This is a genomic window from Stenotrophomonas rhizophila (assembly GCF_003651185.1).
Lineage (GTDB): Bacteria > Pseudomonadota > Gammaproteobacteria > Xanthomonadales > Xanthomonadaceae > Stenotrophomonas > Stenotrophomonas maltophilia_Z.
The window spans coordinates 1,507,010-1,530,995 of sequence record NZ_RCDC01000004.1; the positions used below are offsets into that span (position 1 = coordinate 1,507,010).

Sequence of the window (23,986 nt, forward strand, 5' to 3'; positions counted from 1 at the left end):
TCATTATCCCAGAACCGTCTTCACAACGCCTGCGGCGGTGCGGGAAAACCGCGGATCAGGCCTGCTGCACCTTCAGCGTCATCCCTTCCACCGCCACCACGCGCACCGGGCTGCCGGCCGGCAGATCCGGCCCGGCGACCACCCAGAACGCATCGTCGATCTTGGCCCGGCCCTTGCCGGCCACGATGCCCTGGTCGAGCAGGACCACCCGCCCGATCAACTGCTCGGCGCGCCGGTTCAACAGCGGCTGATCACTCTGGCGATCGTGCGATCGCCCCCAGCGCCGGTAGCACTGGATGGAGACCACGCTGAGCACCACGAAGGCAACCACCTGCCACAGCAGCGGAATGTCGGCGAACACCGCGACCAGCACGAACACCGCCGCGGCGCCAATCCCGATCCACAACATGAAAGCGCCGGGCGCGAGCGCCTCGGCGGCGAACAGCACCAGTGCCAGCGCGCCCCAGGCCACCACTTCCCAGCGCATGTCAGCCCCCGATCCGCGGCGGGACGCCGCGCGTGGCTTTCTTCTCTTCCTGCTTGGCGAACGCCTCGCGCGCCAGTTCGGCCACGCCGGCGATCGAGCCGATCACGCCGCTGGCCTCCATCGGCATCAGCACCAGCTTCTGGTTCGGCGAGGTCGCCAGTTCCTTGAATGCTTCCACATACTTCTGCGCGATGAAGTAGTTGATCGCCTGCACGTCGCCCTGGGCGATCGCCTCGGAGACCATCGTGGTCGCCTTGGCCTCCGCCTCGGCCAGGCGCTCGCGCGCTTCGGCATCGCGGAAGGCGGCCTCCTTGCGGCCCTCGGCCTCCAGCACGGTGGCCTGCTTCTCGCCTTCGGCGCGCAGGATCTCGGACTGACGCGAGCCTTCGGCCTCCAGGATCTGCGCGCGCTTTTCGCGCTCGGCCTTCATCTGCCGCGCCATCGCATCGAGCAGATCGCGCGGTGGCTGGATGTCGCGGATCTCGATGCGGTTCACCTTCACGCCCCACGGGTTGGTGGCATGGTCGACCACGCTCAGCAGCTGGGCATTGATCACCTCACGCTGGCTGAGCGATTCATCCAGATCCATCGAGCCGATCACGGTGCGGATGTTGGTCTGCACCAGCGCGATCATCGCCACCTCCAGGTTGGCGACCTCGTAGGCCGCCTTGGCCGCATCGAGCACCTGGAAGAACACCACGCCATCCACGCGCACGGCGGCGTTGTCCTTGGTGATCACTTCCTGGCTCGGCACGTCCAGCACCTGCTCCATCATGTTCACCTTGCGGCCGACCCCGTACACGATCGGGATCAGGAAGTGCAGGCCGGGCGACATGGTGTGGGTGTAGCGGCCGAAGCGCTCCACGGTCCATTCGTAACCCTGCGGCACCATCCGCACCGCCTTGAAGAGGATGACAACGGCCACGAAGGCCAGCACCAGCGAGAACAGCATGGTCGGAAACATCAGGTCACTCCCTTTCCCCGGAATCGTAGGCCCGAGTATAGCCACGCCGTCTTCACGCCGGCGTCGGGGAGTGTCCTGGGTGCCCGTCAGGCAGGATCAGGCGGTGCGCGGGGCGAACATGATCACCATCATCCCGGCCAGGCACAGGCCGACGCCGAGCAGGTCCCAGCGGCTGGGACGGATGCCATCCACCAGCCACAGCCACATCAGTGCAGTGCCGATATAGACCCCGCCATAGGCGGCATAGACGCGGCCGCTGGCCGCCGGGTGCAGGGTCAGCAGCCAGGCGAACAAGGCCAGGCTGGCGGCCGCCGGCAACAGCAACCAGGCGCTGCCGTCCCTGCGCAGCCACAGCCAGGGCAGGTAGCACCCGACGATCTCGGCCACGGCGGTCAGCGCGAACAGCAGCAGCGTTTTCACGCTGCGGGTTCGCCGGCCTTGGCCTGCTGCCAGAGCGCTTCCTGTGCCTCCAGATCGAGCACGGCCATGGACTGTCCGGCCGCCTCGGCCTGGGCTTCCATCGCGCGGAAGCGCCGTTCGAATTTGTGGTTGGCCAGGCGCAGCGCGGCGCCCACATCCACCTTGGCGTGGCGGGCCAGATTGGCGCAGACGAACAGCAGATCGCCCAGCTCTTCCTGCAGGCGTGCGTGATTCTCCTCGACCGGGCCGCGCGCGAATTCCGCGGCGACTTCGTCCAGTTCCTCGCGCACCTTGTCCATCACCGGTGCAGGGCCCGGCCAGTCGAACCCTACCCGCGCCGCGCGTGCCTGCAGCTTCACCGCCCGCTGCCACTCCGGCAGGCCACGCGAGATCCCGGCCAGTGCCGAGGTATCGGTGTGGCCCTTTGCAGCACGCTCTGCGCGCTTGATCGCCTCCCAGTTGCTGTTGACGTCCTCGGCCCCGTCCACCTGGACCTGGGCGAACACGTGCGGATGGCGGCGCTCCATCTTGTCGCTGATCGCGCGGGCCACATCGGCAAACCCGAACGCCCCCTGCTCCTGCGCCATCTGCGCGTGGAAGACCACCTGCAGCAGCAGATCGCCGAGCTCATCCTTGAGGTCATCCAGATCGCCGCGGTCGATCGCATCGGCGACCTCGTAGGCTTCCTCGATGGTGTACGGCGCGATGCTGGCGAAGTCCTGCTGCAGGTCCCAGGGGCAGCCCTGCAGCGGGTCGCGCAGGCGCGCCATGATGCCCAGCAGGCGGTCCAGTTCGGGGGTGGCAGGCATCGTTGCTCCAGTCAGGTCAGGCGGGCAGCCACGCGCGCCACGGCAGGCGGGTATCGCCCAGCGCGATGAAGTCGCCGTTCAACAGGCTCTCGCGGCGGTTGTAGCGGAACGGCTTGCCGGTCTCGGCCGAGAGCACCGCGCCCCCGGCGGCGTGCAGTACGCACTGCCCGGCGGCGGTGTCCCATTCCGAGGTCGGGCCCAGCCGCGGGTAGACGTCCAACGTGCCTTCGGCCAGGCGGCAGAACTTCAGCGAGGAGCCCTGGGCGAGCACCTCGATATCGCCCATGCGGTCCAGCAGGGCCTGCGTCTGCTCGCTGCGATGCGAGCGGCTGGCGGCCACCCGCAGCGGCGCCGAGGCGGGCGTGCGGGTCCGCAGCACCGAATCGCGCATGCCGTCGCGGCGGTAGGCGAGTTCGCCGCGCATCGCATGCCAGATCTGGCCGGTGGCCGGGGCGAGCACCACGCCGAACGCCGGCGCGCCCTGGTAGATCAGCGCGATGTTGACGCTGAACTCGTCGTTGCGTTTGACGAATTCGCGGGTGCCATCCAGCGGGTCGACCAGCCAGTAAGCACCCCAGTGCTGGCGGATCTCCCATGGCACCTGCGCCGATTCCTCGGAGAGGATCGGCAGCTCCGGGGTCAGCTGCGCCAGCCCGCGCTCGATCACCTGGTTGGCGCCGAGATCGGCCGCCGTGACCGGGCTGTGGTCGGATTTGATCTCAACATCGAACGGCGTGGCATACACCGCCATGATGGCGGCGGCCGCGTCCTGGGCGATGGCGATGACGGTTTCGCGCAGATCCGTCGTGAGTTTGATCATTCCTTCCGTCCCAGCCACTCGCGGGCGATGAACAGTGCCGCCAGCGAGCGGCCTTCGGAGAAGTCCTCGCGCAGCATCAACTGGTCCAGATCGGCCAGCTTCCACGGCACGACCTCCAGTTCCTCCGGCTCATCACCGACCAGGCGCTCGGGGTACAGATCACGCGCCACCACCAGCCAGGACTGATGACTCATATAGGTGGGGGCCAGGGTCATCGCGCGCAGCACGTCGACCCGGCGGGCACCGTAACCGGCCTCTTCCTTCAACTCGCGGTCGGCGGCCTGTTCGGGGGTTTCCCCGGCATCGATGCGGCCTTTCACCAGCCCCAACTCATAACGGTGCATGCCGGCGGCGTATTCACGCACCAGCAGCACGGTCTCGTCATCGAGCATCGGCACCACCACCACCGCACCGTGGCCGCGGGTTACCAGCCGCTCGAAGCGGCGGCGTTCGCCATTGGAAAACTCCAGATCCAGATGCTGGCGCTGGAACGGCCCGCTTTCCTCGTCCGTGATCTGGTGGATGATGGGCAGGCGACGGCTCATGCGAGCATCTCTAGAATGGGTACTGGTGAAAACGTGTTCATGAGCCCGAAATGCTAGCAGACCCAGCCCCCCTCACGCTGGCCGATCAGTGGCGGCAACGCGATCTGGCCGTGCTGTGGCACCCGTGCACGCAGATGCGCGAGCATCCCGACACCCTGCCCCTGCTGCCGATCGCCCGCGGCGAAGGCCCCTGGTTGATCGACCATGACGGCCACCGCTACCTGGATGCGGTGAGCAGTTGGTGGACCAATCTGTTCGGCCATGCGCAACCGCGCATCGGCGCGGCCATCGCCCAGCAGGCCACCCAGCTGGAACAGGTGATGCTGGCCGGCTTCAGTCACGCGCCGGCGGTACAGCTGGCCGAGCGCCTGCTGGCGATCGCGCCACGCCAGGCCGGGCGTGATCCGCTGGCCAAGGTGTTCTATGCCGACAACGGCTCGGCCGGGGTCGAGGTGGCGCTGAAGATGGCCTTCCACTACTTCCGCAACCGGGGCGAGAACCACCGCACCCGGTTCGTCGCGCTGGAGAACGGTTATCACGGCGAAACCCTGGGCGCGCTGTCCGTCGGCGATATTCCCCTGTATCGGCGTGTGTATGCCCCGCTGCTGACCGAGGCGCTGTTCGCGCCCTCGCCCGATGCCTACCTGGCCGAGCCGGGCCAGAGTGCCGCCCAGCGCGCGCACCAGGCGGCCGATGCGCTGGCCACGCTGTTCGACCAGCACCCGGGCGAGATCTGCGCGGTGATCCTGGAACCGCGCCTGCAGTGTGCGGGCGGCATGCGCATGTACGACCCGGTCTATCTGCAGCGTGCGCGCGCGCTGTGCGATGCCAATGGTGCCTTCCTGATCGCCGATGAGATCGCCACCGGCTTCGGCCGCACCGGCACGATGTTCGCCTGCGAGCAGGCCGGGGTAATGCCGGACCTGCTGTGTTTGTCCAAGGGCCTGACCGGTGGTTTCCTGCCGCTGTCGGCGGTGCTGGCGACGCAGGCGCTGTACGACGCCTTCCTGGATGATTCACGCGAGCGCGCCTTCCTGCATTCGCACAGCTACACCGGCAATCCGCTGGCCTGCGCCGCCGCGCTGGCGACCCTGGACATCTTCGCCGGCGAAGACGTTATCGCACGCAACCGCAGCACCGCCGAAGTGATGCGCACGCTCGCCGCGCCATTCGCCGACCACGCGCATGTCGCCGATGTGCGGCAGGCGGGGATGGTGGTGGCCTTCGAACTGACCCGCAACGGCGACAAGCGCACACCGTTCCCGGCCGAAGCCCGGATCGGGTTGCACGCTTATAAAGCCGCGCTCAAACGCGGGGTGGTGCTGCGCCCATTGGGCAATGTGCTGTATTGGATGCCGCCGTACTGTGTAGAGGATGAACACTTGGATCTGCTTGCCCTGACCACCCTCGCCGCCATCGACGAGGCCGTCGCATGCGCGTGACCCGCAGCCATATCGACCATCCGCTGGCGGTCGGCCAGGTGCTGTCACTGCCCGAGGACGCCGCCAACCATCTGGTCCGCGTGATGCGCCTGCGCGAAGGCGACGGCTGCGTGCTGTTCAATGGCGATGGCCAGGATTACAGCGCCACGCTGGGGGCAGTGGGCAAGCGCGATGCGCAGGTGCGTATCGAGAGTGCCATCGCGCTGGACAACGAGTCGCCCTTGCACATCACCCTGCTGCAGGGCATCGCCCGCGGGGAAAAGATGGACCTGATTCTGCAGAAGGCCACCGAACTCGGTGTACAGGCCTTCATGCCGGTCAACGCCGAACGCACCGAAGTAAAGCTGGATGCGGCGCGTGCCGGGAAGCGGCTGGCGCACTGGCACAGCGTAGTGGTCTCGGCCTGTGGCCAATCCGGCCGCGCCCGCGTGCCGAGCGTGGCCGCGCCGCGATCACTGCAGGACGCCGCCAACGCGGTTCCAGCCGGGGCACTGAAGTTGACTCTGGATCCACAGGGCGAGCATCGCTTGTCGACGCTCTCGGCCGCTCCGGGCGGCGTGGTGATCGCGATCGGCCCGGAAGGCGGCTGGTCGCCGCGCGACCGCCAGGCGCTGACGGCGGCAGGCTTCCAAGGCTTGCAGCTGGGCCCGCGGGTGCTGCGCACCGAGACCGCGGGCTTAGCCGCCATCGCCGCCGTGCAGGCGCGGCTGGGCGATCTGGGCTGAAAAATAACGGGGACGGAAAAATAACGGGGACGGGGGTAGTTAATCGTGCCGATTAACTACCCCCGTCCCCGTTATTGATTTACCCCGCGACCGGGAAGGATTCGTCCAGCGCCGCTTCCAGCGCGTCCAGGTCCGGCAGCAGCGCGCTCTGCTCGCCCAGCAGCACGCGCATGTGCACGCCCTGTGGCAGGGTTTCCTCGGAGGCATCGGCCAGCAGACCGTCGCGCGGCACCGCGATCAGCTGCGGGAAGGTCTGGGTCAGCAGGGCGAAGTAGGGACGGCGCGGATTGCCGCCCAGCGCCTTGAGCACCACGACCTTGTTGTTGGCCACGACCGGCTCGTCACCCTGCCCGGACAGCCGGGCGAAGGACAGCAGCGGCACGTCCCAGCCGTGCCAGGCGATCTGCCCGACCAGCCAGGCCGGCGCATCGGGAACGGTTTCGACCGGCACCTTGGACATCATTTCGGCCACGGTGGCGTTGGGCAGCAGCACGCGTTCGTGCCCGGCCTGGATCAGGACACCGCGGATTTCGTCGTTGCTGGCGTAGCTCATGGGTTTTCCTTCAAAGGTGCGTCGGCGCCACTCAGGCGTCCACGCCCCAGCGTTCGGCGATGGTGGCGGCCAGCTGCGGCGGTTCCCCGGCGTCCTGCCCGGCCGCAACGACGGCACTGGCCGCGGTCGGGTCATAGCAGCCTTCGCCGATCTGACCGGCCACCCAGGCACCGGCGGCGGCCAGGGCGAGCACGGCGTCCACCTGGGCGGCATCCGCACCGCTGAGCAGGACCACGCCGCTGTGCGCGGCCGGCAATGCCTCGATCTGGATGCCGGCGGTATCGGCGATGAACTGCAGACCGCCCTGGCGCATGGCGATGCCGATGTCGTCCGGCAGGATGTAGGCCTGGCCGGCTTCAACCGGCTGGGCGTCCTCGGCCAGCAGCACCGGCAGTGCGGACACCCGTGCCATCTGCTTGACCAGATTGCCGTAGCGGCCGCCGTCCAGGCGCATATGCACCAGGACGGCGGTGCTCAGCGATTCGGGCAGCGCGGCCAGCAGGCGGCGCAGCGCATCCGGCCCGCCGATGCCGGCCAGGACCAGCACCGCGCCCGCGCAGCCACCGGCGGAACCGGCCTCGGGTTCGAGCTCGACCAGCGACAGACGTTCAATGCCGAAGCGCTCGGGTGCGGGCGCCGTGTCGTTGATCGACGGGGGCGCAGCGACAACACCGTCATCCTCCACCAGCGACCAACGGCTGTGATCGCCGATGGATACGGCCGCGGCGGGCGGTGCCGAGGCCGGAATGGGCGGAATCGCCGGGGCGACCGGATCGGGTTCCAGCGGCTGCAGCGCGGCCAGTGCCTCTTCCAGCGACACCGGCTCGTGCAACTCCGCCGGCGCCTGGTACAGGCCATCGGCCGGCACCTCGGCGGCCGCATCCTCGGCTTCGCGCAGATGGAACTCCAGCGGTGCGTCGGCATGCAGCTGCGCCGGGGTGACCGGCAGGCCCGGTTCGGGCTGCAGTTGCTGGTCCTGTTCCGAACCCGGCGGCAGCACGTCCTGATGGCCGTGCAGCTTGGCCACCAGATGCCGTGCCCAGCGCTGCGCTTCCCAGCCATCGCGGCGTGCAGCCAGCTCGGCTTCGTCGAAGATCACGGTCAATGACGGCGAACCCAACACCGGATCCAACCGCTCCAGGGCGTCTTCGATCGCCGGTTCCAGCGCGATCAGGACCGCACCGGGATCGGCATCACGCAGCGCCTGCAGGTCGAGCGTGTTGGGGTCGTCCTCCAGCACGAGGCGGGCGCCGGCATGGCCGAGTGCTTCGCGCAGGCGGTCGCGTGCCGGCCCGGAACGGGCCAGCAGGGCCACCGACAACAGGGGATGGGCATCACTCGCGTGCACGGGCGATCCCCAGCAGGTCATACACGTTGCGCATCAGATCCAGTTCCTGGTACGGCTTGCCCAGGTAGCGCTGGACACCGAGTTCAAAGGCACGTTGACGGTGCTTGTCGCCGCTGCGCGACGTGATCATCACGATCGGCACACCCTGGTAGCGCGGGTCGGCGCGCATGACGCTGGCCAGCTCGTAACCGTCCATGCGCGGCATTTCGATATCCAGCAGCATCAGGTCGGGCACCCGCTCATCCAGGCGCTCCAGTGCTTCGATACCGTCACGGGCGACCGTGACCTCGAAGTTGTGGCGTTCCAGGATGCGGCCGGTGACCTTGCGCATGGTCAGCGAATCGTCGACCACCATCACCAGCGGCACATCGCGATCACTGACCTTGGCTGCAGCGGTGATCGGCTTGTGCGGGTTGGCCAGGTAGCGGCGCACCAGCGGCGCCACGTCCAGGATCACCACCACGCGGCCATCGCCGGTGATCGTCGCACCGTAGATGCCCGGCACCGAGGCGATCTGCAGGCCGACCGGCTTGACCACGATTTCGCGGTTGCCCAGCACCTGGTCGATCGCCACGGCCACGCGCAGGTCGCCGGCGCGGACCAGCAGCAGCGGTACCTGGGCCTGGCCTTCGGCGCGGGCCTGGGCCTGGCCGATCAGCGTACCCAGATCGTGCAGGGCGAATTCTTCGCCACCGTAGTGGTACCCGCCGTTGGCGGTTTCAAAGCGCTCGCGCGAGATCCGGCCGATACCACTGACCGAGGCCACCGGCACTGCAAAGGTGGTCTCGCCGATCTGCACGAACACCGCCTGGGTGACCGCCAGCGTCTGCGGCAGGCGCAGGGTGAAGGTAACGCCCTGGCCGCTGACCGAGTGGATGTCCACCGAACCACCCAGCTGGCGCACTTCGTTGTGCACCACGTCCATGCCCACGCCACGGCCGGCCAGCTGGCTGACCTGGTCGGCGGTGCTGAAGCCGGGCGAGAAGATCATCGCATCCAGTTCGGCATCGCCGAGCACGGCATCGGCGGCGATCAGGCCCCGCTGTTCGGCGCGGCGACGGATCGCCTCACGGTCCAGCCCGGCGCCATCGTCGGCCACTTCCAGCACGATTTCCGAGCCTTCGCGGCGCAGGCGGATGGCGATTTCGCCCTCGTCCGGCTTGCCCGCGGCACGGCGCTGTTCCGGGGTTTCCAGGCCATGCGCCACCGAGTTGCGCAGCATGTGTTCCAGCGGCGCGACCATGCGATCGAGCACGTTGCGATCCAGTTCGCCGTGGGTCCCTTCGAGGGTGACGTGAACCTGCTTGCCGGTGTCCTGGCCCGCCTGGCGCACGACCCGGCGCAGGCGCGGCACGAGACCATCGAACGGCACCATGCGCGCGCGCATCAGGCCGTCCTGCAGCTCCGAACTGACGCGCGACTGCTGTTGCAGCAGCACGTCGTACTGGCGCGAGAGATCATCGAGCACGCCTTGCAGACCGCCCAGATCGGCCGCCGATTCATTCAGCGCGCGGCTGAGCTGCTGCAGCGTGGAGAAGCGGTCCAGTTCCAGCGGGTCGAACGTGTGATCGGCCTGGTCCTGCTCACGCTGATAGCGCGCCACGATCTGTGCTTCGGTTTCCAGATCAAGGCGGCGCAGCTGATCGCGCAGACGGGCATTGGTGCGGTCCAGTTCGCCCATGGCGCCGCGGAAGGCACCGAGCTGCTGTTCCAGACGCGAACGGTAGATCGCCACTTCACCGGCGTGGTTGACCAGCCGGTCGAGCAGATCGGCGCGCACGCGCACCTGTTCCTGCTGCGGCCGCGGCAGACCATCTTCCTCGCTGACGGTTTCCAGCGGCACCGGTGCCGACAGCGGCGCCGCCACGAGCGCGGCGATGGCGGCCTCCACCTTGGCATCGCCGGACGGCAGCGTGTCATGGGCGGTCTCGAGCGGTTCGGGCTCGGCGCGGCCCTGGGTACGCTGCTCGAACGCGGCGATCAGGTCATCCGGCATCGCCACGGTGCGGTGCTGGCCGGTGCGGGTCAGCAACTGGTGCAGGCGATCGAACCCGCGCTCCAGCAGGTGCACGTCGCTGCGGTCGATATCAGTGCGGTTGGCCGCGACGGCCTCCAGCAGCGATTCAATGCCGTGGCCAAGATCGCCGATCGGGTTGATCCCGGCCATGCGCGCGCCACCCTTGAGGGTATGCAGGTCGCGCTGCAGGCCGGCGATCACGTCGCGGTCCTGGGGCGCGGCGCGCAGCTCGCTGATCAGGCCATCGCAGTGGTCGAGCAGGTCCTTGCCCTCTTCCACGAAGATATCGACCAGCTCCTGGTCGAGCTGGGTGAAATCGAGCGCATCGCCCGGCGCGAGGTCGTCACTGTCGGTGGACTCCACCTGGCGGGCGTCGTCGGCTTCCGGGGCGTTCGTGAAGGTTGCAGCGGGTGCGTCCTCCAGTTCGAAGAAGCGCGCCGGGGAGGCAGCGTCGGCGGAGGCATCGGGCGCCGTGGTCTCGATCGCCTCGGCGAACGCATCGGCTTCGCCGGCGTTCTCAGCCGTGGCGTCCAGACCGAGCACGCCGGTATCGGAGGCATCCGGCGCATCGACGACGGTCAAACCGTCATCCACCGCCTGCTGGGCGTCCACCACCTCGCCGAAGGCCGGCGGCGGCGGCAGGACCTCATCCAGCGCATGGGCGTCTTCGTCGCTGTCCGGATCGGTATCGCTCCAGCTGTCGTTGGCCGCGTCATCGACCGCGACCGCGTAGGCGCTGCCCTGCTCATCGTCATGGGCATGGGCATCGACATCAGCGGCGGCCGGACCGTCGGTGGTCGCCTCTGCCGAGTCGGAGCGGCTGTCGGTCGCCGTGTCTGCCACGCCTTCGGCCTCGGCCTCGGCCCTGGTGCTGGTGCTGGTGCTGGTGTCGGTGTCCGAGTTGGCGTCGGTTTCAGCGCCGACGTCGACCGGACGTTCCGGCGTGACCGGCTCGGCGAGATGATCGAAGTAGCGCGAGAGATCCTCGGCCGAGGTCAGCTCGACCGCTTCCAGGCCCGCATGCACAGACGCCAGATCCGCGTCCTCGGCTGCGACATCCGGCGAAGGCGGCGCATCTGCTGCGCGCGCGGTGTCCGGCAGCGCGGCATCGAAGTAGGCGGACAGGTCGTCCGTGCCGGTCAGCTCCATGGCGATGAGGGCATCGTCGTCGGCCTCAGCGGCCGCGCGACCGGGCTCGATCACGCTCAGGCCATCGGCATCGATCTCGGCCTGCTGCTCGCCGGTAGCCGTGGTGTCGTCGGCGGTCGCGAGCAGCGGCGCGGCGGCGTCCTGCACGTCATCACCGGTCGCGGCGAATGCATCACCCTGCGCATCGGAGACCGGGGCGAACGGCCCTGCCTCGGCATCCGCATCTGCTGCTTCGACGACTTCGTATGCCTTAACGGGTTCAACGGCTTCAACGGCTTCAACGGCTTCAACGGCTTCAACGGCTTCAACGGCTTCAACGGTATCCGCGTCTGCTGCCAGGACCTCGACCGCAGCCACGTCGATGGCAGCCACGTCCACGGCATCTGCCGCCGTCGCTTCGGTTACCGCTTCCGCATCAGTCGCCTCGACGGACGCTTCGTCGTCCACCAGGTCAAGATCGTCCTCGACCAGTGCCGGCCAGCGCGCCTCGGGCAACGTATCGGCCAGGGCGACCAGGCGGGCCGCCAACGCGTTCTGCACGGGCACCCGCGGCGCCTCGTCCTGCAGTGCCGCCATGGTGGTGGTGATCGCGACGCTGGTCTCGGCGAGCGCGTCGATGCCCGCCGCGCTGGGCAGTGCATCGGCGGCCAGGGAGCGCTTGATATAGCTTTCCGCCGCACCGGTGACCGCCGTGATCTCCGGCACGTCGGTCATGGCGAAGGCGCCGTTCATGGTGTGCACGGCGCGCAGCAGCCCGTCGGTCACTGGCTGGGGTGCATCGGCGGCGACGTCCAGCCACGCCTGCAGCGTCGCCTGATGGATCTCAACCTCGGCTTCCAGGATCTCGCGCAGCACGCTGTCGATGTTGGCCGGCGTGCTCTCGATCACCGGCGCAGCGTCAGGCGTCCCACTGTCCACGGCCGTCGCCACGGCGGCTGCAGCGGCACGCTGCAGGGGCACATGGAAGGTCTCCTCACCGGCGGCCACGCGATCGGCGATGGCCTGCATGGCCTGCAGATCGGCGGTGACACGGCTGCCATCGCGCAGCGCGGCATTGAGCTGCGGCAGCACCTCGTAGGCCTGGCCGACCAGGGCGACCACCGCCGGTGAGGCCGGGCGGCTGCCATCGAGCACGCGGTTGAGCATGCCCTCGATCTTCCAGCTGAACTCGCCCAGGGTGCGCGCACCGACCAGCCGGCCACTGCCTTTGAGCGTATGGAACACGCGGCGGATCGGGCGCAGGCGGTCCAGGTTGTCCGGCGCGATGCGCCAAGCCGGGAGCAGGTTGCCCAGGTTCACCAGTTCTTCGTCGAACTCTTCGATGAAGACCTCGCGGATGTCCTGGTCGATGTTCTCGCCATCGTCCTCGAAGCCGGCCTCGATGCTGGTGTCGTCGGCGGGCACGGCCACTGCCGGGCTCGCCGCTGCAGAGGTGGCCGGCACCGTACCAGTGCCGGCGCCTTCCGGGCGGAACTGCGCGGCGGCGGCGTCCAGTTCGGCCAGGAAGCGGGTGGATTCGTCGTCCAGCTCGATACGGCGGATGACCGCATCCTGCACTGCGGGCGGCGGCAGCGCGGCATCTGCCTCGGCCTGCAGCACCGTGTCGGTGCCATCGATGAACGCATCGGTCGGCTCGGCGACACTGTCGTCCACCGAGGCCACCGGAATCTCCTGCAGGAACGTCGGCAGGGCTTCCACATCCACCGCACTCTGCGCGAACGGGCTGGAAGCAGCCGTCTCCGCGGCAATGCCATCGCTATCGGTGTCGGTGTAGGTGCCGCTGTCATCGATCTGAAGCGACAGCACGTCGTCGGCGTTGCGCAGGTCCTCATCGAAGGTGAATTCGATCGGCTCGTCGCTCAGCTCCAGCATCTCGTGCTCGGCGGCCACCGGATCAAACCCGGTGCCCGTGGCCACGAAGGCCGGCATCTCCAGCGACACGTCCGAAACCTCGGGCGCACGCTCCGACGTCGGCACATCCACCGCGTCGTGCACAGCATCGGCGTGCACGGACGGCAGCGGCGCGACGTCCCACCCGGCGCCGGCGGGCACTTCGGCAATGACCGGATCGAAATGGGCGAACGTAGGCAGTTCGTCCACATCGTCATGGCTGGCCAGCGTCCACTGCGGCGCATCGGCGGCGACCGGGGCGGTGGAGGCGTCGAACACCAGCGCCACCGGTGCCGCGGGCAGCGGGGCGGTGTTCGCCGGCGGCGGATCGAAGGTGACCTCCGGCAGCGGCGGCGGCAGGTTGGCCGGGCGCGGGATGTCGGCAGTGACGCCGAGCTTGATCGGCTCCGGTGCAGGCGTGTCCCACGGCGTGAGCTCGATGGGTTCGGCCGCGACCGGCAACGACGCCGGCCCGGTATCGGGGGTAGGCTGGTTGGCAGCCGGCAGCGGCCAGTAACGCAGGGTTTCCAGGCTGCTGCGGGTGATGTCCAGGATTTCATCGCGGCCCGGGCGACGTTCGCGCAGGGCCTCGAGGTAATACTCCAGGCTGGCCATGGCGTCGGCCAGGGTGTCCAGCTGGCGCCCGCTGGGCACGCGCTGCTTGCCGAGCAGTTCAACGGCGATGTACTGGCGCACGCCCTGCAGGTAATCGGCCGGCACCGTCAGATCCAGCATGCGCAGCGCACCGGCGACCTCGCCGAGCAGGCGCGGTACTTCCTGCAGCTGCTGGTGGTTCCAGTTGGTTTCGATGAAGGCGACGAAATGCTCGCGCGCCGCAGCGAAGTTGGCGATGGCTTCATGCGCCAGCACCTCCACCGTGCGCCGGTTCTCCACCGCGCTCGGATCGTCTTCGCCACTGCCGCCGGCGCCCAGATGGGCGACCTGGTCATCCAGCGAGGCATCCACGTAGAGCAGCGCGCCGGCGATATCCAGCAGCAGCGTTTCATCGATCTGCTGCACGCCCTCGACCACGTCGCGCAGCGCGTCGCGCTGCTGTACGACCACGCCGCGGGCCACGCCCAGGCCCATCATGCCCAGCGTGTCGGCCACCGCGCCCAGCTCGTTGACCTGGGTCTGCAGCTGCACCGGCTCGCCGCCGGTACGCAGGTGCAGGTCCAGCGCATCCTTGATGCGCAGCAGTTCTTCCTTGACCGCATTGCCGACCGTATCGAGCAGCTCGCGATTGCGCCCGCTCAGGCTGCCGCGCGCGTGATCCAGCTCGGCTTCGGTGGCGCTCGCGCTGTCCGGCGCGAAGGCGAACAGCACGCTTTCATTGATGCCCGGCGCGGCGCGCGCCGAGCGGATGTCATTGAGCAGCGGCAGCAGCACGATCGGGATGTCGCGGTGACCGTTCTGCAGGCGCTCCAGGTAATCGGGCAGCAGTACGCTGCCACGCATCAGCGTGGCGCAGGCTTCATCACGGTCGGGCACCTCACCGGCACCGATCGCATTGGCCAGCTGCTCCAGCTCCTCGGCCACCATCGCCGGGGCATACAGCTCGACCATCCGCAGGGTGCCCTGCACCTGGTGCAGGTAGCCGGCGCAGAAGCGCATCCGGCTGCCATCGGCGGGGTCTTCCACGTAGTACTCGACCTCGTTGCGCACCTGGCGCAGGGTCTCGTCCAGCTCCGGCTTGACCCAGCCCAGCGCAGCGTGGCTCATGGCATCGCGCAGCGTGCTCATGCCAGGTCTCCCGGCAGCTCGGCGCACATGGCGTGCGGTGATTTCTCGCGATGCATCATCTGCTTGTTCCTTCCCTCTCCGCCCTGCCCGCGGCTCACGCCGGCAGCTTGAAGTCGGCGACCGAGCGGCGCAGGTCGGCCGCCAGCTGTGCCAGGTGGCCGATCGACTCGGCGGTCTGTCCCGCGCCCTGCGAGGTCTGGCCGGTAATCTGACGGATCACGCCCATGGTGCGGGTGATGTCCGATGCCGCGGCCGACTGCTGCTGGGCAGCGATCGAGATGTTCTTGATGAGGTTGTTCAACGCGTTGGAGACGCGCTCGATTTCGGTCAGCGCGGTACCGGCGTCTTCGGCCAGGCGTGCACCGGAGACCACTTCGGCGGTGGTCTGCTCCATCGAGCTGACCGCCTCGTTGGTATCGGCCTGAATGGCCTGCACCAGGTTTTCGATCCGTCGGGTCGCACCGGAGGTGCGCTCTGCCAGCCGCTGCACTTCGTCGGCCACCACCGCGAAACCGCGACCGGCCTCACCGGCTGAAGCTGCCTGCACCGCGGCGTTCAACGCTAGGATGTTGGTCTGCTCGGAAATGTCGTTGATCAGTTCCACGATCGAGCCGATTTCCTGCGAGGACTCGCCCAGGCGCTTGATGCGCTTGGAGGTTTCCTGGATCTGGTCGCGGATCTGGTCCATGCCCTGGATCGTTTCGCGCACCACGCCGGCACCTTCGGCGGCGATGATCACCGAGCGCTGTGCCACGTCGGCCGACTCGGCCGAGTTGCGCGACACCTGCTCGATGCTCGAGGCGATTTCGCCGATGCGGTCGGAGGCCGAGGTGATCTGGTTGGCCTGGTGGCCCGCCGCTTCGGCCAGCTGCATCGCGGTGGCCTGGGTTTCCTGGGTCGACACGGCGACCTTGGCCGAGGTGTCGTTGATGGTGGTCACCAGGTGGCGCAGCTCATCCACGGCGTAGTTGATGGCGTCGGCGATGGCGCCGGTCATGTCCTCGGTCACCGAGGCCTTCACCGTCAGGTCGCCTTCACCCAGCGAGCTGATTTCGTCCAGCAGCCGCATGATGGCCTGCTGGTTGCGGCTGTTGTATTCCACCTGGGTCTGGTACCGCAGTTCCTGTTCGCGCGAGCGGCTGCGCACCGTGCTGCCGACGAAGCCGATGATGGCGATCAGCGAGAACGCACCAGAGGCCACGCCCAGCCAGAAGTTGGGGAACAGGCGGGTATCGCGCAGCGAGCCGAACGAAGAGAAGGCTTCGAACAGCTTCTTGCTGTCGCGCAGCATGTCTGCCGAACCACCCGTCAGGGCCGCGGCCGAGGACTGCGCGGCGAACAGCTGGCGCGAGCTGGCCAGGATCGCGTCGGCATCCTGCTTCATGGTGTCCCACTGCTTCTGCGACTGCTCCAGCGCGGCCAGCGCCGGACCGTTGCGGACCGCGGCAATGCCCAGTTCCTCGTTGCCGTTGCGCAGCGCATCGAGCACCTGGGTGAAGACCACCGAGTCGCGGGCGAGCGCATCGCCCGCGGCAGCCGCATTGGCGCCACCGGCGCGCATTTCCGTCACGCGGCGGGCCATCGAGCCGACCACCACGACCTGCTGCAGGGCGTTGTAGACCTGCGAGGACGGCGCGCCACTGGCCGACATCGCGCGGACCACTTCGTTCAGCTGCGCCTGCAGTGCGGGCACGCCGTTGACGAAGTTGTTGGCGTTGCCGGCCAGGGCCAGCACGGCCGGTTCGCTGGCGACCAGCTGGCCGGCACTCTTGCCGAGCGGCTCCCAGGTCTGGATCAGCGTGTTCAGCGGCCCGGCGACATTGGTCTCGGTGCCGTAGCGGCCCTGCAGGCCACTGACGGTACTTTCGATGTCGCTCTTGGTCAGCTTGAACGCGGTGAACGCCTGCGCGTTGCCCGAGACCGCCTCACGGCCCTGGTTGGCCAGCTGCTGCGAGAGCACCTGCAGGTTCGCCGCATCGGTGCTCGCACTGGCCAGGCGACTGCCCTGCCAGGTCGCTACACCGGTGTTGACGCCGAACACGATCATCGACACGGCCAGCAGGCCGAGCCAGAAATTGGTGCCCACCGAGCCGAGCTTGCCGGCCTTGGCGGATTCCGAAGCAGTACTCATCGTTCAACCTCGATCTTCAATACGGAGAGACAGGCGCCTGCGGTCAGGCCGCGGCCTGCCTGAATTCGGGGGTACGCGACAGCAGCGACAGCGAGAACACGCCCCAGTCATGGCCATCGCCGTGGAACGCACGGTCGATGAAGTGCGCATAGCGGCCGGTAGCCAGATCGCCGGCGACAATGTCCTGGTCCAGCTCGAAGCTGCGCTGGCCGAACAGTTCATCGATGGTCAATGCCACGTCGCCGCCGGCCTGGCGCATGATCAGCACGCGCTGACCCTCCTGCTGCACGGTGCGCTCGCCTTCCAGGAAGAACTTCAGGTCCACCACCGGAAACAGGTTGCCGCGCAGGTTGCCCACGCCCAGCAGCCACGGCTGGGCGCCCGGCACCGGGGTGATCGGCGGCATCGGCACGATTTCCACCACTTCGCGGAAATCCGAGACCAGCCGGCGCTTGCCCACGCGGTAGCCGACGCCACGCCACAGGTCCTGCGAGAACTGCCGCTCGGGCAGCTGCACGGCATGGGCCAGGCTGCGCCGCTCATAGGCTTGGAGGATGTCGAAAGGAGAACGCATCAGACCACCAACTGGTTGATCCGCGCGATCAGTTCCTCCTCGCGCGGCGGCTTGACGATGTAGTCGGCCGCCCCCTGGCGCAGCCCCCACGCCTTGTCGGTTTCCATCGCCTTGGTGCTGACGATGACCACCGGAATGTGCTTGGTGGCCGCGTCGCGCGCCATCGCACGGGTGGCCTGGAAGCCACTCATGCCGGGCAGGACCACGTCCATCAGCACCAGCTGCGGTGACTGCTCGCGCACGAGCTTGAGCCCGTCCTCGGCGTTGTCCGCTTCCAGGACTTCATGACCGGCCTTGGTCAACCACTGCGTGAACACCGCACGGTCGGTCGGTGAATCCTCGATCAGTACGATTCGAGCCATTGTGCCTTTCCCCCCTGGTCAGGCGTTGACGTATGTGCGGATGGCACCCAGCAGTTCTTCACGCGTGAATGGCTTGGTCAGGTACTGCTCCGAGCCGACGATGCGGCCGCGTGCCTTGTCGAACAGGCCGTCCTTGGAGGACAGCATGATCACCGGCGTGGACTTGAACAGCTGGTTGCCCTTGATCAGCGCACAGGTCTGATACCCGTCCAGCCGCGGCATCATGATGTCCACGAAGATGATCTGCGGCTGTTGATCGGCGATCTTGGCCAATGCCTCGAACCCATCGGTCGCGGTCACCACTTCGCAGCCTTCCCGCTTCAGCAGGGTTTCCGCAGTTCTGCGGATGGTCTTCGAATCATCGATGACCATCACGCGCAGCCCTGCGAGTTCCCCACCCGCAGCCATGTATTCAGTCATTACCTTTCCCCAAGCGCGCGACGCTTGCCTGATCCCCGGCGTCGCTGCGAAAGCGTATCTATATCCCAATACCGCCGCGCGCTTCAAGCACACCCACCGCGGCCCCGGCGCCAGCGGCCCGGCGGGCGCCCGGGCCGGGCCGTTTGCGCAAATCCGGGGCGGCGCCCGCCCGGCCGGACACTGCGTTCCGCGCCCCCGGGCAGGCATTGCGGACCCATTGTCGCTACCATCATCGGCCTGCCCGCCAGGTTGCGACCATGCCGTTGAATGTCATCGTGGTGATGGACCCCATCGCCCATATCAAGATTGCCAAGGACACCACCTTCGCGATGCTGCTGGAAGCCCAGCGCCGCGGCCATGCGCTGCACTACGTCAGCCCCGGCGGGCTGGCCCTGCGCGATGGCCAGGCCATCGCCCGCACCGCCCCGCTGCAGGTGCGCGAGGACAAGAACGACTGGTTCACCCTGGGCGAGTTCAGCCAGACCGTGTTCGGCCCCGGCCAGGTGGTGCTGATGCGCAAGGACCCGCCGGTGGATGCCGAATTCATCTACGACACCCATGTGCTCAGCGTCGCCCAGCAGGCCGGTGCGATGGTCGTCAACGACCCCCAGGGCCTGCGCGACTACAACGAGAAGCTGGCCGCCCTGCTGTTCCCGCAGTGCTGCCCGCCGACCCTGGTCAGCCGCCGCAATGCGGACCTGAAGGCCTTCGTGCTCGAACATGGCCAGGCGGTGCTCAAGCCGCTGGACGGCATGGGCGGGCGCTCGATCTTCCGCAGCGGCACCGGTGATCCCAACCTCAATGTGATCCTGGAAACCCTGACCGATGGCGAGCGCACGCTGGCCCTGGCGCAGAAATTCATCCCGGACATCACCGCCGGCGACAAGCGCATCCTGCTGGTCGATGGCGAGCCGGTGGACTACTGCCTGGCGCGGATTCCGCAGGGCGATGAGTTCCGTGGCAACCTGGCCGCCGGTGGCCGTGGCGAAGGCCGCCCGCTGAGCGAGCGCGACCGCTGGATCGCCGCCCAGGTCGGGCCGGAGATGAAGCGGCGCGGCATGCGCTTCGTCGGCCTGGACGTGATCGGCGATTACCTGACCGAAGTCAATGTCACCAGCCCGACCTGCGTGCGCGAGCTCGACGCTCAGTTCGGACTGAACATCGCCGGCACCCTGTTCGATGCGATCGAGGCCAGCCTGCCGCGATGAGCGCCAGCGTCGTCCCGGCCCCGACGTGGCAGGCGCGCGAATCCCAGCGGCTGGGCGCGACCCTGACGCTGTCCGTGCTCGTGCACGCGTTGCTGCTGCTGGGAGTCGGCTTCGCGGTCAGTGACAGCGCGCCGCTGGTGCCCACCCTGGATGTGATCTTCAGCCAGACCCAGACCCCGCTGACCCCCAAGCAGGCCGATTTCCTGGCCCAGGCCAATCAGCAGGGCGGTGGCGACCACGACAAGGCGCAGCGCCCGCGCGACAACCAGGCCGGGATCGTGCCGCAGGCACAGGCCGGGCTGTCACCGGTGCCGCAACAGCGCCAGGAGGCAGCCAGCGTTCCGCCGCCGCAGACCCGCGTGGTCAACAGCCGCAATGGCGCCGACACCATCGCCGAGGCGCAGCCACAGCCGCTTCCCGAGCACCCCCGCCCGGATGCACCGATGACCGCCCGCGAGCAGCGCGACGTGGAGATGGCACGACTGGCCGCCGAGGTACACCTGCGCTCGGCCCAGTACGCCAAGCGGCCGAACCGCAAGTTCGTCTCGGCCAGCACCCGCGAATACGCCTATGCCACCTATCTGCGCGCGTGGGTCGACCGCGCCGAGCGCGTCGGCAATCTGAATTATCCCGATGAGGCCCGCGCCCGCCGGCTCGGTGGCCAGGTGGTGATCACGGTCGGTGTGCGCCGCGATGGCACGGTCGAAAGTGCCCGCATCCTGCAGTCGAGCGGCACGCCGTTGCTGGATGAAACCGCGCTGCGCGTGATCACGCTTGCCCAGCCGTTCCCGCCACTGCCCAGAACCGAGGATGCGATCGACATCCTGCAGGTGACCCGCACCTGGGTGTTCCTGCCCGGCGGCGAGCTGCGCGACGATCGCTGATCGGGCGCAGGGCGCAGCCACGCACGGCGTGGCGCTACGAGAACGCCGCGCAGGTAGTGCCACGCCATGCGTGGCTGGGGCTTACGATGCGATGCGCAGCTGGGCGCTACGAGGCCGCCTGCGTTACGAGGCCGCCTGCTTCGCCGCCCGCGCCGCCTGCTGTTCCACCAGGGTCAGTGCCACGTTGTTGCGCAGATACGCCGGCTCCACCAGCTCCGGCGCCACGCCCTCGCCGCGCTGGAACGCGGGTACCGCCAAGGCCAGCACGTCCGACGCCCGCGGCAGCGCCAGCGCGTCCACGCCGGTCAGTTGATCGGCCAACCGCGTCGCCAGCACGCCCTCGGCCGCGCCGAAGCCAGTCCCCACGCCGAACCAGTGCGTACCCTCAGGCAACACGACCTGCTCGGGCGCGCACACGCTCTCCTCGCCCTGCAGCTGCCACTGCCCGTCCACGCGGATGTGGCGTGCGGCATAGACCTCGCCCATGCGCGCGTCGATGCTGGCCAGTACATGATCGGCTTCCGCCGGGGCACGCAGCGCCAGCGCCTGCAGGGTGGAGACCGCGATCAGCGGGCGGTCCAGCGCCAGGGCGATCCCCTGGGCGATGGCGATGGCCAGCCGCACGCCGGTGAACGCGCCCGGCCCCCGCCCCAACGCGATCGCATCCAGCTGCGAACGGGCCACCCCCGCTTCGGCCAGCAGCGCCTCGGCCCAGGGCAGGCTCAGCTCGGCATGGCGGCGCGGGGCGATCTCGAAGCGCTCGCTGACCTGCCCATCCACATACAGGGCAACGGAACAGGCTTCGGTGGCGGTTTCAAAGGCGAGCAGTTTCATGGCGGTCAGAACAGGGAAGTTGGAAAGTCATCGGTGGACGGCAGACGTTGCACGGGCGGCGGTGATGCAGGCGCAGCGACGGGTGTGGGGTCAGCGACGGGCCATTGTGGCGCAAAGAAGGCCTGCACATCGGTCAGCGAACGGGTACGCCGGAACGGCGGCAGTGAATCCAGGAAGATCCGGCCATAGCCACGGCTGAGCAGGCGTGGATCACACAGCACCAGCACACCGCGATCGGTTTCGCTGCGGATCAGGCGGCCCACGCCCTGCTTGAGCGCAATCACCGCCTGCGGCAGCTGCTCATCGCGGAACGGGTTGCCGCCGTCGCGGCGGATTGCATCCAGCCGCGCTTCGAACACCGGATCGTCCGGCGCGGCGAAGGGAAGCTTGTCGATCACCACCACGCTGAGCGCATCGCCGACCACGTCCACGCCCTCGCGGAAACTGGCCGAGCCCAGCAGGACGCCGTTGCCCGATTCACGGAAGCGCTGCAGCAGGGTCGCGCGCGGCGCCTCGCCCTGCACGAACAGCGGCCACGGTGCATCGCGCAGGGCCTCGGCCGCTTCGCGCAGTGCGCGGTGCGAGGCGAACAACAGGAACGCACGGCCGTGCGAGGCCTCCAGTACCGGCGTCAGTGCGCGGATCAACGCGGTGCCGAAGCCGCGCGCGGCCGGATCGGGCAGATCGGTCGGCAGATAGCACAGCGCCTGGTGGGCCCAGTCGAACGGGCTGGGCTGCAGCAGGCTGACCGGATCCTCCAGGCCCAGCCGCTGGGAAATATGCTCGAAACCACCGTCCACGGTCAGCGTGGCCGAGGTGAACACCCAGGCCGCCATCGAGCGCTGCCGATGCTCGCGCAGCGGACCGGAAACATCCATCGGCGTGCGCTGGCAGCGGAAACCGCGTGGTGTCAGTTCATACCAGAGCACCTCCGCTGGCGGCGGCGCTTGGTCCGGATCGGTGTCGAAATCCAGCATCGGCGCATCGTCGCCCAGCCAGCGCGACAACCGTGAGACCGCTTCCATCGCGCGCGCATGGCAGGCATCCAGACCGGGCGACGCCTCGCGCACGCCGGCCAGCGCATCGCGCAGCTGCACCAGCGTACTCATCGCCGCATCGAAGCCATCGCGCACCTGCGGCACGGTCAACGCGCGCCACTGGGTGCCGCGCGGCGGCAGGCCATCCATCGCCACGCGCAGGTCGCGCAGGGTCTGCTCCAGCGCGGCCGCGGGCTCCTGCAGGGCCGCCTGCGCACCGGCCACGCTGCGGCTCTCTGCCAGGCAGTCGCGTGCCAGCTCCTGCCACGGGCGCATGCCGAAGCCTTCACCGAAGAAGTTGGCCGCCAGTTCGGGCAACTGGTGCGCCTCGTCGATCACGAACGCCTGCGCACCCGGCAGGATCTCGCCGAAACCTTCCTGCTTGAGCGCCAGATCGGCCAGCAGCAGGTGGTGGTTGACCACCACCACGTCGGCCGCCTGCGCCCGCTGCCGTGCCTGCACGACGAAGCAGTCATCCCAGAACGGGCACTCGGTGCCCAGGCAGTTATCGACGGTGGAGGTCACCATCGGGTACAGCGGCGAGTCCTCCGGCAAAGCCTCCAGCTCGGCCATGTCGCCGTACTTCGTGCGCCCGGACCAGGCCAGGATGCGCTGGAACTGCGCGACCTGCTCGGGGGAACTGAAACGGGGTTCGCCCCGGGCCTGCTGCAGCCGATAGCGGCACAGATAATTGGCGCGCCCCTTCAGCAGCGCACTGCTGTGGCCCACACCGAGCGCGGCCCGCACGCGCGGCAGATCGCGGTGATACAGCTGATCCTGCAGCGCGCGGGTGCCGGTGGAGATGATGGTCTTCAGCCCGGACAGCAGCGCGGGCACCAGATACGCATAGGTCTTGCCGGTGCCGGTGCCGGCCTCGGCCAGCAGCACGTCGCGCTGGTCGAAGGCTTCGGCGATCGCCGCGGTCAGGCGCAGCTGGGCCGGGCGAGGTACGAAAGCATCGAGCTGGCTGGCGAGCGCACCGCCCTCACTGAGGGCATCGCGGCTGGCGTGGGCAAGTTGGGACATGACGACAATGATAGAGGCTGCCGGGCTGCGCCCGGCGCTACGCCGTCACGCATCCGCTGTCGCGCTGGCCTCAGTAGCGCATGATGCCCGGCACTGTGCAGCCTTCCAGCTGGGCATGCGCCGAGGCGGCATTTTCTTTTTCACCGCGGGCCAGGCGCGACTGCTCGATCGTTGCCCAATGGCGGCGGCACAGCGGGCCGGTCTTGGAGCCCAGTTCGACCGACTTGCGGGCGAAGGTTTCCGCCGCCGCCCAATCGCCCTGCAGCAGGGCGATCTCGGCACGGTCCTGCAGCACCGACGGATCCGAGGCCATGATCGCCAGCGCCTGATCGAGCGCCGCCGCAGCGCCGGTCAGATCGTTGGCCTGGCGACGGGCATGCGCGGCCTGGCGCAGGTCTTCCACCTCGCTGTCGCGCAGCGGCTGCACGGCCAGCTCTTTGTCGTCATTGCCCGCGGCGGCATCCACGGCGGCCAGGCGCTGGGCCGGCGTGGTGGTGTCGACCGGTGCCTTCACCACCGGCGGCGGAGTGACGCAGGCCGCCAGCGCGAGGCACAGCGTGGCAAGCGACGCGGAACGGATCAGGAAACGGGTGGTCAT

The 23,986-nt window shown here is 68.5% G+C and carries 20 protein-coding genes; 4 read left to right on the top strand and 16 right to left on the bottom strand.

Annotated elements, in window-relative coordinates; genetic code table 11:
• Positions 1-55: 55 nt before the first annotated feature.
• The 6 genes from BCL79_RS06740 to nudE all read right to left on the bottom strand — a co-directional run bounded on the left by BCL79_RS06740 (position 56) and on the right by nudE (position 4,045).
• Positions 56-487 (bottom strand): NfeD family protein, encoded by a 432-nt coding sequence (locus tag BCL79_RS06740; protein WP_121039015.1) that lies wholly within the window; start codon positions 485-487, stop codon positions 56-58.
• 1 nt (position 488) lies between these two features.
• Positions 489-1,451: an SPFH domain-containing protein gene (locus tag BCL79_RS06745; protein ID WP_046272684.1), complete on the bottom strand. Its 963-nt coding sequence runs from the start codon at positions 1,449-1,451 to the stop codon at positions 489-491.
• A gap of 96 nt (positions 1,452-1,547) precedes the next feature.
• Entirely contained in the window at positions 1,548-1,871 is a 324-nt protein-coding gene (locus BCL79_RS06750) for a YnfA family protein (protein WP_121039018.1), read from the bottom strand.
• On the bottom strand, positions 1,868-2,680 hold the full coding sequence (gene mazG / locus BCL79_RS06755) for a nucleoside triphosphate pyrophosphohydrolase (RefSeq protein ID WP_121039021.1): 813 nt from the start codon (positions 2,678-2,680) through the stop codon (positions 1,868-1,870). The genes BCL79_RS06750 and mazG overlap by 4 nt, the downstream gene beginning before the upstream one ends.
• 16 nt (positions 2,681-2,696) lie before the next feature.
• Positions 2,697-3,500 (bottom strand): 3'(2'),5'-bisphosphate nucleotidase CysQ, encoded by an 804-nt coding sequence (gene cysQ / locus BCL79_RS06760; protein WP_121039024.1) that lies wholly within the window; start codon positions 3,498-3,500, stop codon positions 2,697-2,699.
• The gene (nudE, locus tag BCL79_RS06765) at positions 3,497-4,045 is read right to left on the bottom strand and encodes an ADP compounds hydrolase NudE (RefSeq protein WP_121039027.1); all 549 of its coding nucleotides are present in this window, start codon (positions 4,043-4,045) and stop codon (positions 3,497-3,499) included. The genes cysQ and nudE overlap by 4 nt, the downstream gene beginning before the upstream one ends.
• Positions 4,046-4,095: 50 nt before the next feature.
• Here nudE and bioA point away from each other — a divergent pair, with 50 nt between their 5' ends.
• Both bioA and BCL79_RS06775 read left to right on the top strand, forming a co-directional pair.
• Positions 4,096-5,487 carry an adenosylmethionine--8-amino-7-oxononanoate transaminase gene (bioA, locus tag BCL79_RS06770; RefSeq protein WP_121039030.1) on the top strand — a complete coding sequence of 464 codons (1,392 nt, stop codon included), beginning with the start codon at positions 4,096-4,098 and terminating at the stop codon, positions 5,485-5,487.
• The gene (locus BCL79_RS06775) at positions 5,478-6,212 is read left to right on the top strand and encodes a 16S rRNA (uracil(1498)-N(3))-methyltransferase (protein WP_121039033.1); all 735 of its coding nucleotides are present in this window, start codon (positions 5,478-5,480) and stop codon (positions 6,210-6,212) included. Before bioA ends, BCL79_RS06775 begins: the two co-directional genes overlap by 10 nt.
• Positions 6,213-6,291: 79 nt before the next feature.
• Here the strand turns inward: BCL79_RS06775 and BCL79_RS06780 are convergent, their stop codons facing one another.
• From BCL79_RS06780 to pilG, 7 genes are all read right to left on the bottom strand, one after another.
• Complete coding sequence (locus BCL79_RS06780) at positions 6,292-6,765, bottom strand: chemotaxis protein CheW (RefSeq protein WP_121039036.1); 474 nt, start codon at positions 6,763-6,765, stop codon at positions 6,292-6,294.
• Between the two features lie 31 nt (positions 6,766-6,796).
• The gene (locus BCL79_RS06785; protein WP_428999408.1) at positions 6,797-8,113 is read right to left on the bottom strand and encodes a chemotaxis protein CheB; all 1,317 of its coding nucleotides are present in this window, start codon (positions 8,111-8,113) and stop codon (positions 6,797-6,799) included.
• Positions 8,100-14,912, bottom strand: coding sequence for an Hpt domain-containing protein (locus BCL79_RS06790; protein WP_121039042.1), 6,813 nt, complete (start codon positions 14,910-14,912; stop codon positions 8,100-8,102). Before BCL79_RS06790 ends, BCL79_RS06785 begins: the two co-directional genes overlap by 14 nt.
• A gap of 94 nt (positions 14,913-15,006) precedes the next feature.
• Positions 15,007-17,043 carry a methyl-accepting chemotaxis protein gene (locus BCL79_RS06795; RefSeq protein WP_088432920.1) on the bottom strand — a complete coding sequence of 679 codons (2,037 nt, stop codon included), beginning with the start codon at positions 17,041-17,043 and terminating at the stop codon, positions 15,007-15,009.
• 43 nt (positions 17,044-17,086) lie between these two features.
• The gene (locus BCL79_RS06800) at positions 17,087-17,617 is read right to left on the bottom strand and encodes a chemotaxis protein CheW (protein WP_088432919.1); all 531 of its coding nucleotides are present in this window, start codon (positions 17,615-17,617) and stop codon (positions 17,087-17,089) included.
• Positions 17,617-17,979: a response regulator gene (locus BCL79_RS06805; protein ID WP_019185138.1), complete on the bottom strand. Its 363-nt coding sequence runs from the start codon at positions 17,977-17,979 to the stop codon at positions 17,617-17,619. Before BCL79_RS06805 ends, BCL79_RS06800 begins: the two co-directional genes overlap by 1 nt.
• An 18-nt stretch (positions 17,980-17,997) precedes the next feature.
• Entirely contained in the window at positions 17,998-18,399 is a 402-nt protein-coding gene (gene pilG, locus BCL79_RS06810) for a twitching motility response regulator PilG (protein WP_121039045.1), read from the bottom strand.
• A 257-nt stretch (positions 18,400-18,656) separates the two neighbouring features.
• Between pilG and gshB the strand changes: the two genes are divergently transcribed.
• Together gshB and BCL79_RS06820 are read left to right on the top strand one after the other, a co-directional pair.
• Positions 18,657-19,607, top strand: a complete 951-nt coding sequence (gene gshB / locus BCL79_RS06815) for a glutathione synthase (RefSeq protein WP_121039048.1) — start codon at positions 18,657-18,659, stop codon at positions 19,605-19,607.
• Entirely contained in the window at positions 19,604-20,491 is an 888-nt protein-coding gene (locus BCL79_RS06820; RefSeq protein ID WP_121039053.1) for an energy transducer TonB family protein, read from the top strand. Before gshB ends, BCL79_RS06820 begins: the two co-directional genes overlap by 4 nt.
• 123 nt (positions 20,492-20,614) lie before the next feature.
• Here BCL79_RS06820 and tsaB read toward each other — a convergent pair whose 3' ends face one another.
• From tsaB to BCL79_RS06835, 3 genes are all read right to left on the bottom strand, one after another.
• The gene (gene tsaB, locus BCL79_RS06825; protein WP_121039056.1) at positions 20,615-21,325 is read right to left on the bottom strand and encodes a tRNA (adenosine(37)-N6)-threonylcarbamoyltransferase complex dimerization subunit type 1 TsaB; all 711 of its coding nucleotides are present in this window, start codon (positions 21,323-21,325) and stop codon (positions 20,615-20,617) included.
• Positions 21,326-21,330: 5 nt separating this feature from the next.
• Positions 21,331-23,388, bottom strand: a complete 2,058-nt coding sequence (locus BCL79_RS06830) for an ATP-dependent DNA helicase (protein WP_121039060.1) — start codon at positions 23,386-23,388, stop codon at positions 21,331-21,333.
• 70 nt (positions 23,389-23,458) lie between these two features.
• Complete coding sequence (locus BCL79_RS06835; protein ID WP_121039063.1) at positions 23,459-23,986, bottom strand: hypothetical protein; 528 nt, start codon at positions 23,984-23,986, stop codon at positions 23,459-23,461.

Bases quoted from the DNA above. Each gene is read 5' to 3' on its own strand.
- BCL79_RS06740 (WP_121039015.1), bottom strand. From the start codon at position 487: ATGCGCTGGGAAGTGGTGGCCTGGGGCGCGCTGGCACTGGTGCTGTTC.
- BCL79_RS06745 (WP_046272684.1), bottom strand. From the start codon at position 1,451: ATGTTTCCGACCATGCTGTTCTCGCTGGTGCTGGCCTTCGTGGCCGTT.
- mazG (WP_121039021.1), bottom strand. From the start codon at position 2,680: ATGCCTGCCACCCCCGAACTGGACCGCCTGCTGGGCATCATGGCGCGC.
- cysQ (WP_121039024.1), bottom strand. From the start codon at position 3,500: ATGATCAAACTCACGACGGATCTGCGCGAAACCGTCATCGCCATCGCC.
- nudE (WP_121039027.1), bottom strand. From the start codon at position 4,045: ATGAGCCGTCGCCTGCCCATCATCCACCAGATCACGGACGAGGAAAGC.
- bioA (WP_121039030.1), top strand. From the start codon at position 4,096: ATGCTAGCAGACCCAGCCCCCCTCACGCTGGCCGATCAGTGGCGGCAA.
- BCL79_RS06775 (WP_121039033.1), top strand. From the start codon at position 5,478: ATGCGCGTGACCCGCAGCCATATCGACCATCCGCTGGCGGTCGGCCAG.
- BCL79_RS06780 (WP_121039036.1), bottom strand. From the start codon at position 6,765: ATGAGCTACGCCAGCAACGACGAAATCCGCGGTGTCCTGATCCAGGCC.
- BCL79_RS06790 (WP_121039042.1), bottom strand. From the start codon at position 14,912: ATGAGCACGCTGCGCGATGCCATGAGCCACGCTGCGCTGGGCTGGGTC.
- BCL79_RS06795 (WP_088432920.1), bottom strand. From the start codon at position 17,043: ATGAGTACTGCTTCGGAATCCGCCAAGGCCGGCAAGCTCGGCTCGGTG.
- BCL79_RS06800 (WP_088432919.1), bottom strand. From the start codon at position 17,617: ATGCGTTCTCCTTTCGACATCCTCCAAGCCTATGAGCGGCGCAGCCTG.
- BCL79_RS06805 (WP_019185138.1), bottom strand. From the start codon at position 17,979: ATGGCTCGAATCGTACTGATCGAGGATTCACCGACCGACCGTGCGGTG.
- pilG (WP_121039045.1), bottom strand. From the start codon at position 18,399: ATGACTGAATACATGGCTGCGGGTGGGGAACTCGCAGGGCTGCGCGTG.
- gshB (WP_121039048.1), top strand. From the start codon at position 18,657: ATGCCGTTGAATGTCATCGTGGTGATGGACCCCATCGCCCATATCAAG.
- BCL79_RS06820 (WP_121039053.1), top strand. From the start codon at position 19,604: ATGAGCGCCAGCGTCGTCCCGGCCCCGACGTGGCAGGCGCGCGAATCC.
- tsaB (WP_121039056.1), bottom strand. From the start codon at position 21,325: ATGAAACTGCTCGCCTTTGAAACCGCCACCGAAGCCTGTTCCGTTGCC.
- BCL79_RS06830 (WP_121039060.1), bottom strand. From the start codon at position 23,388: ATGTCCCAACTTGCCCACGCCAGCCGCGATGCCCTCAGTGAGGGCGGT.
- BCL79_RS06835 (WP_121039063.1), bottom strand. From the start codon at position 23,986: ATGACCACCCGTTTCCTGATCCGTTCCGCGTCGCTTGCCACGCTGTGC.